Genomic DNA, 13,709 nt, shown 5'->3' with positions numbered 1-13,709 from the left:
CTCACACCCACGTCCGGGGGCGGAAGCGGTTGGCCCGCTCCACCAGTTCGATCCTTTCCCCGCCCTGCTGGGCGAGCCGGGCGAGCACCCGGTACGAGCGTTCGAGGCCGAAGCGCAGTCCGCGCTCGTCCAGTTCGCTCCCGAGCAGCAGCGCGCCGCCGCCCGGTGCCGCACCGGGACTCCCGGAGAGTACCCAGTCGAGGGCCGTTCCGAGGACCTCCGTCGACAACCGCTCCCGGCGCACCGCGTCCAGACCGAAGCCCTGGAGCGCCGAGACCTGCGCGGCGGCCGCCGTCAGGTCGTCGCCGAGCGGCTCGGACGGCGGGCGCCGCCGCAGCCGCGCCCGCACGGCCGCGACCCGGGCCGCCGTGTAGTGGATCGACGCCTCGGGCACGGACTCCAGGGTCCGTACGGCTCCGGCGCGGTCGCCCGCCGCGAGCCGCACCCGGGCGAGCCCGAAGGCCGCGCTGACGAAGCCGGGGTCGGTCGTCCACACCAGGCGGTAGTACTCGGCGGCGTTGTCCAGCTGGCCGAGGACCTCGGCGCAGATCCCCAGGGCCAGCTTGGGCGCGGGCTCGCCGGGGAAGGCGTCGTACACCGCGTCGAAGGCGAGCGCCGCGTGCTCGTGGTCCCCGGTCACCAGGGAGGCGACGCCCCGGTACCAGACGACCCGCCAGTCGTCCGGGTCCCGCTCCTCCAGACCGGCGAGGGTCCGGGCGGCGGCCGGCAGGTCGCGCAGCTCCAGCTCGGCCCGCAGGGTGCGCAGCCGCAGCTCGACGGAGGGCGCGGGCGCGGCCTGGAGCGCCCCGAGCAGTTCGCCCGGCGCGGCGGCCGCGAGCCCGGCGAGGAAACCGGCGTTGGGATCGCCCGGGGCGACGTGCGGCACGGGCAGCGCGAGCGCGGTGGCGGGTGCGTCGAGCGGCGCGAGCAGCCCCCCGAGCCCGGCCCCCGGCGGAACCGCGCCCTCGGCACCGGCACCTGCACCGGCTCGCGGCGGGACCACGGCACCGGCACCGGCCCCCGGCGGAACCACGGCACCGGCACCCGCCCCCGGGCGCGCCTTCCGGCCGCCCCGGACCCGCCGGGCCCCCAGCAGGGAGACGTCCTGGGCGAGTTCGGCGAACAGCTCCGTGTCCGTGACCCGCACCTCCGTGCCGAACAGCGTCGACAGCGCGGGCCGCGGCCGCCCCGACTGGACCGCCACCACCTCCCGGAGCACGCCCGTCAGCTGCTCGGCCATCTCCTGCGCGGAGGCGAACCGGCGCGCCGGATCCGGGTCGGTGGCGCGGACCAGGAAGCGGTAGAACGACTCGTACGTCCGGAAGACCGCGATGTTCTCCGGGTCGGGCAGCGAGTCCACGAAGACGTTCGTGTAGCCCTGGAAGTCGAAGGTCATCACGGCGAGCGTGCGCGCCACCGTGTACAGGTCGCTCGCCACCGACGGGCCGACCTCGGCCACCTCCGGCGCCTGGTAGCCCACGGTGCCGTAGATCGCCGACTCGTCGTCGTCCATCCGCCGGACCGCGCCCATGTCGATGAGCTTCAGCTGGTCCTCGGTCTGTATGGCGTTGTCGACCTTGAAGTCGCAGTACAGCAGGTTCCGGCTGTGCAGGTGCCCGAGCGCCTCCAGGGCCTCGATCCCGTACGCGCAGGCCTGCTCCACCGGCAGCGGGTCGCGCCGCCCGTCGGGCGTCCGCCGCCCGTTGGCGATCTCCTTGAGCGACTTGCCGCCGACGTACTCCATGACGATGTAGCCGTCCAGGGAGCCGGTCCGCTGGTCGAGGTGCTCGACGAAGTTGTAGATCCGGACGATGTTGGAGTGCTCGATCTCCGCGAGGAAGCGGCGCTCGGAGATCGCCGCCGCCATGGCGTCCTGGTCGCCGGTGTCGAGCAGGCCCTTGAGGACGACCCAGCGGTCCGAGACGGCCCGGTCGACGGCGAGGTACACCCAGCCGAGGCCGCCGTGCGCGAGACAGCCCGCCACCTCGTACTGCCCGTGGACGATGTCCCCGGAGCGCAGCTTCGGCACGAAGGAGTACGGGTGCCCGCAGCTGGTGCAGAAGCCCTCCGTACGGCCCGGCCGGTCGCCCCGCGCCCGGCCCACCGGCGCCCCGCAGTCGGAGCGGGAGCAGAACCGCTTCCGCTCGGGGACCTCCGGGTTCTCCATCACCGCGGCCCGCGGGTCGGGGCGCGGCACCTCCGGGATCGTGACCAGGCCCGCGCCCAGCCGGTTCCGGGCGGACTGCCCGGTCGACGAGCCCGAGCTGCGCACCGACACCGAGCGGCCCGTGGCCCGCCCGGAGAGCGAGCGCGACAGGCGCCCCGAGACCGACCGGCGCGAGGACGAGGAGCGGGACGAGGACCGCGAGGAGGACCGCGAGGAGGCCCGCGAACCGCTCCGCGACGAGCCGGAGTCCGGCCCGCCGACGCCCGTGCCCGTGCGGGAGGAGCGGCCGGGCACGGCCACCCCGGTCGGCGACGAGCCGATCATCCCGCCGGGCGCGACGACCGGCGCGAGCCCGCAGGTGTCGCAGTACAGCTCGCCGCCGCCCATGTCCTCGTACGCGCCCTCGCACGAGGGACGCTGGCAGCTCCCCACACCCGTCTCCCCGCTCACCACTGTCGTCCTCCCGCACCTTCCGCGCTCCCCGCGCCCCCGGGGGCGGACAGCACCTCCGCCGCCGCCCGCTGGTAGCGCAGCACCGCCTCCTCCGCGACCCGCAGGTCGCAGGGCGCGCTCCACAGCATCCGCCGGGCCGTGTCGTACCGCTCGATCAGGAGCGGGTCCTCCGCCGCGCCGAGCCGCGCCACCTTCGCCTTGTACGCGTCGAGCCGGCCGCGCAGCTCCGCCCGGACCGCGAGCGGCGCGGTGACCGCCGTCAACGACTCGCGGGCCCGCAGCAGTTCCTCCTCCGCCTCCCGCTCCAGGGAGTCCAGGAGCGGGGAGAGCCGGTGCCACTGGGCGTGCCTGCGGTACTCGGCGGCGGCCACGAGCCGCTCCTGGAGCGCCGTCGGCGGGCCGCTGACGGCCGGCACCTCGGAGGCGGCGATCTTCGCCAGGACCTCGCCGCGCGCGGCCCGCGCCTCGGCGAGCGTCCGGTCCGCCCGCGAGAGCACGTCCCGCAGCCGGAGCAGTCGGTCCTCGGAGTCCTGCCGGACCGCGAGGACGGCCTCGATCTCGCGCCGCACGTCCTCCAGCGCCAGGGCGGCCCGGTCGTACCGCCCGGTGTCGGGCCGGCCCCCGCCGGGCGCCGAACTCCCCGCCGCCGGACGCCAGAAGGCCAGCGGGTCCGTGATCACCTGGGAGCGCAGCAGGCCCAGCTCGGCCGTGATCTCCTCCAGCTCGTCCCCGGCCGGGTGCTCGCCGGGCCGCACGCCCACCGAGTGCGCCAGGGACCGGGTCCGGCCCAGCTCGGCGGCGAGCAGGTCTATCCGGGCGGGCAGCGCCGACCAGACCGCGTCGGCGGTGACGACCAGGTCGAGCGAGGAGGCGTACAGCTCGTTCATCCGCCGGACCAGGCCCTCCAGGGTGAAGCGCTCGGAGAGCAGCGCCTCCTCGCCCGCCCCGCCCGGCACGAGGACGCTCTCGCCGCGCAGCCGCTCGGTCAGCTCCACCAGCTCCTCCCGGCCGGGCCAGCGGCGCCGCGCCCGCACCTCACGGGCCTCCCGCAGCGCGTCGGTGTACACGTCGAAGCAGGTCCAGAGCAGGGTGATGGTCCGCTCGGCCACCGCCCAGCGCTCCCGGGTCGTGCCGGTCAGCGAGGCCCCTTCGAGGAGCCTGCGGCCCGCGTGGTCCTGGAGCGCGAGGAGCGAGTCCTCGACCGCCTTGTGCTCGGCGCCGAGCCGCGCCAGCGCACGGTCCACCTCGTCCCGGTCCATCACCGGCCCAGGGGGTCCCGTGACGCCCATCGGTCACCTCTTCCGCCATGTGTGCAAGGAGTCTTGTGTGCGGGAACTGCTCGTGGCGGCTACTTGTACAGCGGAGCGGGCGGCCCGGATATCCCGGGCAGGTCCTTCTCCAGCCACTGTCTGTACGCCGCCTGCCAGGGGCCCTGCCGGTACCCCACCAGGACGTGGTTGACCCGGCGCACCAGGTCGTCGTTGCCCAGCTTGGCCGCCACGCCGTAGTACTCCTTCGTGAACGGCTTCCCCTTCAGCTCGACCGCCGGGTCCTGGGCGGCCTGGCCGGCCGCGAGGGCGTTGTCGGTGACGACGGCGTCCACCTCGCCGAGCTGGAGCCGGGCCAGGCAGTCCAGCTGGTTGGGGACGGTGAGCAGGTCGGCGTCGTCCTTGGTGCCGTCGCCCTCGTCCTTGAAGACGGCGCCGAAGGAGTTCTCCTCCAGGGCCTCGTGGGCCGTGGAGCCCTCGGCGGTGCAGACCCGCTTGCCGCGCAGCGAGGGGTCGTAGCCGGTGATGTCGGAGCGCTTGGGCGCCAGGACCTGCTGCCCGGCCTGGAAGTAGGCGGTGGAGAAGGCGACCTGCTCGATCCGCCTGCAGTTGATCGTCATGGTGCGCACGACGAGGTCGACCTTGCCGCTGTCCAGGGCGGCGATCCGCTGGTTGGTGGGGATCGCGCGGAAGATAACGGCGTTCTCGTCGCCGAGGACGCCCTTGGCGACGGCCCGGGCGAGGGCGATGTCGAAGCCCTCCAGGACGCCCTTCTCCGGATTCCGGTAGCCCCAGCGGTAGCTGGACTGGTCGACGCCGACGACCAGCTTCCCGCGCTCCTTGATGGCCCGGATCGACGGGCCGTCCTCCGTGGAGGGCGTGAGGGAGGCCTCCGGGTTCCGGCAGGTGTCCGCCCGGACCCGGATGTCCGTGCCGGTGCCGGTGGGCGCGCCGGATCCGGCCGTCCGGTCCGTGCCGGGCGCGGCCGCCGCGCCGCCGTCCTCCCGGGCCAGCGGGAGCAGGGTGAGCGAGGCGGTGAGCCCGCAGGCCACGGCCATGGCCGCCACTCCGCCCCAGCCGCGCAGCCGCTTCGCCGCCCGCCGCCCCAGCGGCTCCGTGCCCTCGGACATCCCTCCCCCTCTCACCGGTACTCCGACAGTCTGCGGTTGATGCCGAGGACGGCGCCCGCCGCCCCCAGGATTCCGAGGGCCGCCGCGCCCGCGGGCAGCCCCGTCAGCGCGCCCCGGGCGTCCCCGGCGGAGCGGGTGAACTCGGCCTGCTCGTGGGCGAGGGCCCGCTCCAGGGCCGCGTCGACCCGGTCGAAGGTCTCCCCGGTGGAGCCCTTCGCGCCGACGATCCGGTCGAGGGCGCCCTCGTAGTCGCCGGCGTCGTCCTTCGCCCGCGCCTCCTTGTGGCGCTCCCGCCACTCGCCGGTGCGGGCGGCGGACTCGTCGACGGGGCCCCGGCCCGCGTCGTCGTCGGCCAGCTTCCGCGCCGAGGCGAGCGCCTCCGTCAGGGCGCCCATGCTCGCCGTGTAGTCGGCCTCGTACTTGTCGTTCCTGCCGTCCTCGGTGAGGACGGCGCCCCGGGCGACCAGGGTCAGGTTCTCGTTGGCGCGGGCGGTGAGCGAGCTGATCCGGGCCGCGTTGAGGACCTGGAGCGACTCCTGCCCGTGCGCCCGCGCATTGTCCAGCTCGGTCCGGGCGACGGTGTGCGCGGCGACGAGCCAGAGCAGCACGACGCCCGTGGCGGCGGTGGCGGCGAGCAGCCCGTGGTTGAAGACCCGGTGGGTGCGGACGTAGGTGCGGCGCTGGGCCCAGCCGAGGGCGGCGAGGGCGACCAGGCCGAGCGCGAGCGACACGTACGGCCATGCGCGGGCCGCGTCGTCGTCCCGGTGGAGCCGCTCCGTCTCCGCCGCGTACAGCCGCTCGGCGGCGGGCAGCAGGACGGTGGTCATCTGCTGGTTGGCGTACCGCAGATAGGCGCCGCCCAGCGGCAGCCCCTGCCGGTTGGCGGCCCGGGCGCGCTCCACGAGGCCCGTGTAGCGCGGGAGCTGCTCGCCGAGGACGGTGACCTCACGGGCCGACTCCGGCGAACCGTCCGTGTGCGCCGCGGCCTTGACCAGGAGCCGGGAGGCGGTGGCGATGTCCTTCGCGTACCGCTCGCGCGACCCGGCCGGCTCCAGGGTGCCGGCCAGGAAGCCGCTGGCGGCGGTGGTGTCGGCGTCCGCGAGAGAGCGGTAGAGGGCGGCGGCGTCGGCGCTCAGCGGCTGGCTGCGGCCCACGACGTCGTCGGCGGCGGAGGCCCGGCCGGTGACCTCCAGGGCGGTGACGGCCCCGAACGCGACGACGAGCAGCGCCAGTACGGCCCCGAGGATCTGGAGCCGGCCCGGCTCGGTCGTCGTGGCCGTCCGCAGCCGCTCCCGCCCCACGGCCCAGGCCCCGCGCCCCGCGGGCGGCGCGGCCGGAGGCACCGGCGAAGGCTGCGCGGGCACGCCGGCCGGGCGCGCGGGCGCCGGGGCCGTGCTCCGCGCCGCCGGTGCGGCGGGCGGGTGCGGCGGGTGTGTCACTTGACCTCCCCCTCGGTCGCTGACGAACGGTCCGCTCCGGGCGCCGGCGGACCGGCTCCGGTGGAGGACCACCCGGCGAGCAGTATGGCCGCACGGGCCCTTCCGCACACCGGGATTGACTGGATCTTGTTCCTGACGGCTCCTATCGTGCCCCACGCCCCCCACGCGTCCGCAGGAGAATCCCCTCACCTTGAATACGTCCCCGGTCCGCGATCGGTTCCGCACCGGACATCGCTCGAACAGGTGAACACGGGTGCGGGTCCGCCGGGAACGCGCGTGCGGGGCGCCCCCGCCGGACCGGCGTGGACGCCCCGCACGCGCACCCGCCTCACACCCCGTAGTGCTCCCGCAGCCGGGCCGCGGCCGACGGCTCCGCCGCCACCTCGTCCAGGGCGAGCAGGCCCGCCCCCAGGACCGGCGGCGCCGTCACGAAGCCGACCGCCGCCTTCGGCGCCCGCTCCGCGAGCAGGGCCCGCAGCCGCTCCTCCAGCTGCGGGTGGCGCGCGGCGAGCACGCTGCCGCCGAGCAGCACCGGCGCCGGCTCGTCCAGCAGCCCCAGCCGCCCGAGCGCCACCGACGCCATGGCCACGACCTCCTCCGCCAGCCGGTGCACGAGCGACAGCGCCACCGGGTCGCCCGCCGCGCTCACCCGGAAGAGCACGGGCGCCAGTTCGTGCCGCCGCTCCATCGGGATCCGGCCCAGGTGCAGCGCCTCGATCAGCGCGTACATCGTCCCCAGGCCGAAGTGCGCGGGCAGCGCCCGCGACAGCTCGGTCGGCTCGCCGCGCCCGTCCTCGCCGCGCGCCGCGCACCACAGCGCCTCCTCGGCCATGCCGCTGCCGCCGCCCCAGTCCCCGGACAGCTTCCCGATCGCGGGAAAGCGCGCGGTCCGCCCGTCCGGGACCATCCCGACGCAGTTGATCCCGGCCCCGCACACCACCGCCACGCCCCGGGGCTCGTCGATCCCGGCCCGCAGGATGGCGAAGGTGTCGTTGTGCACCCGCACGGACCGGCTCCAGCCCCGGGAGAGCACCTCGTCCCGGAGCGCGGCCTCCTCCACCGGCAGGTCGGCGTTGGCGAGACAGGCCGTGACGTGCGCGAACTCCTCCGGCACCCCGGCGTCGGCACAGGCCCGCGCCACGATCTCCGCGAGCCCGTCCACCGCCGTCGCCACCCCCACCAGCGGGGGCTGGAACCCGCCGCCGCGGGCCGTCCCGAGGACGGCGCCGTCCCCGGAGAGGACCGCGACGTCGGTCTTGCTGTTCCCCGCGTCGACCGCGAGGAGCGTCCCCGCGTCCACCGCGAGGGGGGTCCCGTTCACGCCCACGCGAGGTGCTCCCGGTTGTGCGCGATCAGCCGGTCGGTGAGGCCGTCGGCGTACGCGTACTGCCCGATCAGCGGGTGCGCGAGCAGCGCCTTGAAGACCCGGTCCCGGCCGCCGCGCAGCGCCGCCTCCAGGGCCAGGTCCTCGTAGGCCGTCACGTTCGCGACCAGCCCGGCGTACAACGGGTCCACCGGCGCCACCGCGAGCGGCACCGCGCCCTCCGGGCCGACCGCCGCCTGCGTCTCGATCACGGCGTCGTCCGGCAGGAACGGCAGCGTGCCGCGGTTGTACGTGTTCACCACCTGGTACGGCGAACCGCCGCCGCCGAGCAGCGCCGCCGCCAGGTCCACGGCCGCCTCCGAGTAGAAGGCACCGCCGCGCTTGGCGAGCAGGGCCGGCTTCTCGTCGAGCGCCGGGTCCCCGTACATCTCCAGGAGCTCCTTCTCCATCGCGGCGACCTCGGCGGCCCGCGAGGGCTTCTCGCCCAGCTCCCGCACCACCTCGTCGTGCGCGTAGAAGTAGCGCAGGTAGTACGAGGGGACGACGCCGAGCCGGTCCAGGACCGGGCGCGGCAGCCGCAGGTCGTCCGCGATCGCGTCGCCGTGCTCGGCCAGCAGCCGGGGCAGCACGTTCTCGCCCTCCGGGCCCCCGATCCGTACCGCCCGCTCCCACGTCAGGTGGTTGAGCCCGACGTGGTCCAGGTGCACGTCCGACGGGGCCACGCCGAGGAGCGCGGCGAACTTGCGCTGGAAGCCGATGGCCACGTTGCACAGGCCGACGGACTTGTGCCCGGCCTGGAGCAGCGCCCGCGTCACGATGCCGACGGGGTTGGTGAAGTCGATGATCCAGGCGTCCGGGTTGGTGCGCCGGACCCGCTCCGCGATGTCCAGGACCACCGGGACCGTGCGCAGCGCCTTGGCGAGGCCGCCGGCGCCGGTGGTCTCCTGGCCGACGCAGCCGCACTCCAGCGGCCAGGTCTCGTCCTTCTCGCGGGCGGCCTGTCCGCCGACCCGCAGCTGGAGCAGGACGGCGTCGGCGCCCTCGACCCCGGCGTCCAGGTCGGAGGTGGTGGTGATCCTGCCGTCGTGCCCCTGCTTGGCGAAGATCCGGCGGGCGAGCCCGCCGACCAGGTCGAGCCGGTCGGCCGCCGGGTCGACGAGGACGAGTTCGGTGATCGGCAGGGTGTCGCGCAGCCGCGCGAACCCGTCGATCAGTTCGGGGGTGTAGGTGGAACCGCCCCCCACGACAGTGAGCTTCATGTGTGGTTCAGCCCTTCACTCCGGTCAGTGTGACTCCCTCGACGAACGCCTTCTGGGCGAAGAAGAAGACGAGGATCACGGGGGCCATGACCAGGACGGTCGCGGCCATGGTCAGATTCCAGTCGGTGTGGTGCGCGCCCTTGAAGGACTCCAGGCCGTAGCTCAGGGTCCAGGCGCCGGGGTTCTCGGAGGCGTAGATCTGCGGTCCGAAGTAGTCGTTCCAGCAGAAGAAGAACTGGAAGAGGGCGACGGCCGCGATGCCCGGCTTGGCCATCGGGACCACGATCCTCAGCAGGGTGCGCAGTTCGCCGCAGCCGTCGATCCGGGCGGCCTCCACGTACTCGTCGGGGATCGTGAGGAGGAACTGGCGCAGCAGGAAGACGGCGAAGGCGTCGCCGAACGCCAGCGGGACGATCAGCGGCCACAGGGTGCCGGAGAGGTCCATCTGCTTCGCCCAGAACAGGTACATGGGGATGATCACGACCTGTGGCGGCAGCATCATCATCGAGATGACGAGCAGCATCGACAGGTGCCGTCCCCGGAAGCGGAACTTGGCGAGCGCGTACGCGACGGGGACCGAGGACACCACCACGAGGACGGTGCCGAGCCCGGCGTACAGCAGGGAGTTGCGCCACCAGATGAGGAAGCCCTCGGTCTCGAAGACCCGGACGTAGTTGTCCCAGTGCCAGGAGTTCGGCGTCAGGTCCCGGGTGAGCGCCTGCTGGTCGCTCATCAGGGAGGTCAGGAACACGAAGACGAACGGCAGGACGAAGAACAGGGCGGCGGCGACGCCGAGCGCGTGCACGGCGATCCAGTGCAGCAGCGCCGTGCGGCGGGCCCGCTTCAGGGCGGGAGCGGGGGCGGGAGCGGGGGCGGTGGTCGTGGGGGTCATGGTTCAGTCACCCGAGCCGATCAGGCCGCCGCGCCGGCGCATCAGGAGCGCGGTGAAGGCCATGGAGAAGGCGAAGAGCACCAGCGCGACCACGCAGGAGGCGCCGTAGTTGAACTGGCTGAAGCCGAGGCTGTAGACGAGCTGCGGCAGGGTGAGCGTGGAGTCCTCCGGATAGCCGGGGACGAAGGTGACGCCGGAGCCGCCCATCACCCCCGAGGCGACCTTGGAGGCCACGATCGGCTGGGTGTAGTACTGCATCGCGCCGATGATCCCGGTCACCACGGCGAACAGGACGATCGGCGCGATGTTGGGCAGCGTGATGTGGCGGAACCGCTGCCACGGCGAGGCGCCGTCCAGTTCGGCGGCCTCGTACTGCTCCTTCGGCACGTCGAGCAGCGCGGCCATGAAGATCACCATGAGGTCGCCGACGCCCCACACGGCGAGGACCGTGAGGGCCGGTTTGGACCAGGCGGGGTCGGTGAACCAGGCCGGGGCGGGCAGACCGGCCGTCTCCAGGAGCGAGTTGACCGGTCCGGTGCCGGGGTTGAGCAGGAAGACGAAGGCGAGCGTGGCGGCCACCGGCGGGGCCAGGTAGGGCAGGTAGAAGAGGGTCCGGAAGATCCCGGTGCCCGTCTTGATCTTGGTGATCAGCAGGCCGATGCCGAGGCCGAAGACGACCCGGCAGGTGACCATGACGACGCAGAGCCAGAGGGTGTTGCGCAGGGCCGGCCAGAACTGCGGGAAGTCGTGGAAGACGTACGACCAGTTGCCGAGGCCCCGCCATTCGGGCGGGTTGAGGCCGTCGTACTTCATGAAGGAGAAGTAGACGGTGGAGACGAGCGGATAGACGAAGAAGACGCCGAATCCGATCAGCCAGGGCGACAGGAACGCCAGGGTGCGCAGCGCGTCGCGTCGGCGCCTGGACCGGAGCGTGTTCCGTCCTCCGGGGGAGGGGGCGGCCGGGCCGGCCGCCTCCTTCGCGGGCAGGGTGTCCGTGCTCATGGGTGGTGTCCGGCCGTCACTTCGCCGCGGCGATGTCGCGGTCGATCTGGGCGGCGGTGTCGGCGAGCCCCTTCTTCAGGTCGGTGACCTGCCCCTTCTCGTACTGCTGGGAGAACTTCTGGAGGGTGTCCTGGTAGGCGGAGCCGTTGACCGCGCCGTCCGAGGTGGTGGAGGCGGGGTGCCGGGCGATGTCCAGGAAGGTCTTGAAGCGCGGGTCGACGTTCAGCTTCGGGGACTTCAGCGCCTCCAGGGTGGAGGGCACGTTGCCGATGTCGTTGGCGAAGGCGACCACGGCGTCGGTGTCCGTGGTCATGTACTTCACCAGTTCCCAGGCCGCGTTCTGCTTCTTGCTCTGCGGCGCGATGCCCATGATCGTGCCGGAGAGGTAGCCCTTGCCGTACTCGGCCGCCTCGTCGTCCGCGACCGGCAGCGGCGCGACCCCGATCTCGAAGCCGGGCTTCGCCTCCTCGGCGAACTTCAGCCGCCACTCGCCGTCGAGCTGCATGGCGACCTGACCGGTGTGGAAGGGATGCTTGGGGCCCCACTCGTCCCCGAAGGTGGTGCGGTACCTGTCGAGCTTCCGGAACCCGCCGAGGGCGTCCACCAGGGACTTCTGGTACGTCATCATCTCGGCGAACGCCGGGTCCTTCGCGACGGTCGACTTGCCGTCCGCGTCGAAGTAACCGCCGTGCTTCCACTGCGACATGTAGTGCGAGACGACCGTCTCGTAGCCGAGGTAGGTCGGCATGAAGCCGAGCCGCTCGTACGAGTCTCCCTTGGCCTTCGTCAGCTTCTTGGCGACCTCGGTGAACTCGGACCAGGTCTTCGGCGGGGCCTCGGGGTCGAGCCCGGCCTGCCGGAAGGCGTCCTTGTTGTAGTAGAGCCCGTACGCGTCGGAGAGCAGCGGCAGGCTGCACCGCCGGCCCTCGAACTGGGTGTAGTCCTGGAGGACCTTCGGGAAGGTCTCGTCCAGGTCCAGCTTCGACTTCTCTATGAAGGGCTTCAGGTCCGCGAGGGCGCCCGACGCGCAGAACTTGCCGACGTTGGACGTGGTGAACGAGGAGACGACGTCCGGCCCGTTCGAGCCGCCCGCGCGCAGGGCCTGGCCGAGCTTGTCGTCGTTGATGTTGCCGACGACCTTCACCGTGATGTTCGGGTGGGCCTTCTCGAAGCGGTCGACGTTGGCCTCGATCGCCTTGACCTCGGCGGGCGCCGACCAGCCGTGCCAGAAGGTGATCGTCGTCTTCGCGTTCGGGTCGTCGGCGGCCGCGCCGCCCGCGGAGCCGGTACAGGCGGAGGCGAGGAGGGCGATCGAGGCGGTGGCGGCGAGCGCGACGGCGGCTCTGCGCGGGCGTACGGGCATGACGGTTCTCCCTGGGGCGGGGGCGGAGGGGAAGCGGGGGTCAGCGGGACGTGTCGAAGACCTCGTCGCGCGTGGCGGCGAGGGCGCTTTCGAGGGCTCCGCGCAGGACGGGACGCCGGAGGACGGCGGCGGTGACCAGGCGCGGCCGGGAGGCGGCGAGGTCGGCGAGCGCGGACTGCACGCGGGCGCGCAGGGGCTCGCCGCCCGCGACGAGGACCTCGCCGGAGAGCACGATCAGCTCGGGGTCGAGGACGGCGACGACGGAGGAGAGGCCGATGGCGACCCGCTCGGCGTACTGGTCGAGCAGGGCCGCGTGGCGGGGGTCCCCGTCCGCCGCCCCGGCGGCGTGCGCGAGGAGCCCGGAGGCCACCGGCACGTACGGCTGCTCGGGGGTGTCGATGCCGAGGGCGCGGGCGATCCGGGGCACGGACTGGACCCCGGCGAGCTCCTGGTAGCCGCCCGAGTTGGCCTTGGTGACCTGCCGTACGAGCGGGGTGCCGGGCACGGGCATGAAGCCGAGCTCTCCGGCGCCGCCGGTGAAGCCCCGGTGCAGCCGCCCGCCGAGGACGAGGGCGGCGCCGATGCCCTCCTCGTTCCAGAGCAGGGCGAAGTCGGAGTGGCCCCGGGCGGCGCCCAGGCGCTGCTCGGCGAGGGCGACGAGGTTGACGTCGTTCTCGTACTCGAACGGCATCGGCAGGGCGGCGGCCAGCTCCTCCAGGAGCGTGGGGGAGTGCCAGCCCGGCAGGTGGGAGGCGTACCGCAGGCGCCCGGTGGCCGGGTCGAAGGCGCCGGGGGTGCCGATGACCAGGCGCCGCACGTCCGCGCGGGCGATCCCGGCCGCCTTCACGGCCCCGTCGAGGACCTCGGTGACCTGGCCGACGACCCCGGCGGCGGACCGGCCGGGGGTGGGCAGCTCGGACTCGCCGACGATCTCGCCGGTGACGTCGGCGACGGCGGCGCGGATGCGGCGGGTGGTGACGTCGAGCCCGGCGGCGTACGCGGCGCGCGCGTTCACCGAGTAGAGCTGCGCGTTCGGTCCGGGGCGGCCCTCGGTGGTGCCGGTGGCGACGACGAGGCCGGCCGCCTCCAGGCGGGCGAGCAGCTGGGAGGCGGTCGGCTTGGACAGGCCGGTGAGCTTGCCGATCCGGGTCCGCGAGAGGGGGCCGTGCTCCAGGAGCAGGTCCAGGGCGGCCCGGTCGTTCATGGCCCGCAGCACGCGGGGCGTGCCGGGGGTCCCCGGAGTCGTACCGGCCATCGGGTGCGCACCTGCCCTTGCACTGTTAGGAAAGTTTCCTATTGAGTGGAAGGAAAATAAATCGCCCGTCACCGGCCCGTCAATACCCGTGAACGCGCGAAGCCCCCGAAGGCAACGGAAGCGTTACCCGCGGGGGCTTCGAACAGACAGCGCCGGG

General features: G+C 73.7%; 10 protein-coding genes. All 10 read right to left on the bottom strand.

Translation table 11 applies throughout. The annotated features are described in order from the left end of the window. Position 1: 1 nt before the first annotated feature. The gene (locus ACIQD7_RS15440) at positions 2-2,554 is read right to left on the bottom strand and encodes a tetratricopeptide repeat protein (protein ID WP_402442359.1); all 2,553 of its coding nucleotides are present in this window, start codon (positions 2,552-2,554) and stop codon (positions 2-4) included. A 59-nt stretch (positions 2,555-2,613) separates the two neighbouring features. Next, entirely contained in the window at positions 2,614-3,909 is a 1,296-nt protein-coding gene (locus ACIQD7_RS15435) for a hypothetical protein (RefSeq protein ID WP_202528908.1), read from the bottom strand. 59 nt (positions 3,910-3,968) lie between these two features. Continuing rightward, positions 3,969-5,018: a glutamate ABC transporter substrate-binding protein gene (locus ACIQD7_RS15430; RefSeq protein WP_121833432.1), complete on the bottom strand. Its 1,050-nt coding sequence runs from the start codon at positions 5,016-5,018 to the stop codon at positions 3,969-3,971. A gap of 11 nt (positions 5,019-5,029) precedes the next feature. Next, complete coding sequence (locus tag ACIQD7_RS15425; RefSeq protein ID WP_402441970.1) at positions 5,030-6,457, bottom strand: hypothetical protein; 1,428 nt, start codon at positions 6,455-6,457, stop codon at positions 5,030-5,032. Positions 6,458-6,785: 328 nt separating this feature from the next. Continuing rightward, positions 6,786-7,784, bottom strand: a complete 999-nt coding sequence (locus ACIQD7_RS15420; RefSeq protein WP_402441968.1) for an N-acetylglucosamine kinase — start codon at positions 7,782-7,784, stop codon at positions 6,786-6,788. Next, the gene (locus tag ACIQD7_RS15415) at positions 7,775-9,040 is read right to left on the bottom strand and encodes a 6-phospho-beta-glucosidase (RefSeq protein ID WP_402441967.1); all 1,266 of its coding nucleotides are present in this window, start codon (positions 9,038-9,040) and stop codon (positions 7,775-7,777) included. Before ACIQD7_RS15415 ends, ACIQD7_RS15420 begins: the two co-directional genes overlap by 10 nt. A gap of 7 nt (positions 9,041-9,047) precedes the next feature. Beyond that, on the bottom strand, positions 9,048-9,932 hold the full coding sequence (locus ACIQD7_RS15410) for a carbohydrate ABC transporter permease (RefSeq protein ID WP_402441965.1): 885 nt from the start codon (positions 9,930-9,932) through the stop codon (positions 9,048-9,050). Between the two features lie 3 nt (positions 9,933-9,935). Beyond that, positions 9,936-10,934 carry a carbohydrate ABC transporter permease gene (locus tag ACIQD7_RS15405; RefSeq protein WP_402441963.1) on the bottom strand — a complete coding sequence of 333 codons (999 nt, stop codon included), beginning with the start codon at positions 10,932-10,934 and terminating at the stop codon, positions 9,936-9,938. Positions 10,935-10,950: 16 nt separating this feature from the next. Next, entirely contained in the window at positions 10,951-12,297 is a 1,347-nt protein-coding gene (locus ACIQD7_RS15400) for an extracellular solute-binding protein (RefSeq protein ID WP_391053772.1), read from the bottom strand. A 40-nt stretch (positions 12,298-12,337) separates the two neighbouring features. Further along, a complete protein-coding gene (locus tag ACIQD7_RS15395; RefSeq protein ID WP_402441960.1) occupies positions 12,338-13,552 on the bottom strand; it encodes an ROK family transcriptional regulator in 1,215 nt (404 codons plus the stop codon). Positions 13,553-13,709: the final 157 nt, after the last annotated feature.

This window comes from Streptomyces sp. NPDC093071, assembly GCF_044754545.1.
Classification (GTDB): domain Bacteria; phylum Actinomycetota; class Actinomycetes; order Streptomycetales; family Streptomycetaceae; genus Streptomyces.
The sequence above is the reverse complement of the archived record's forward strand: the minus strand, read 5'-3'. Positions and strand labels throughout refer to the sequence as shown.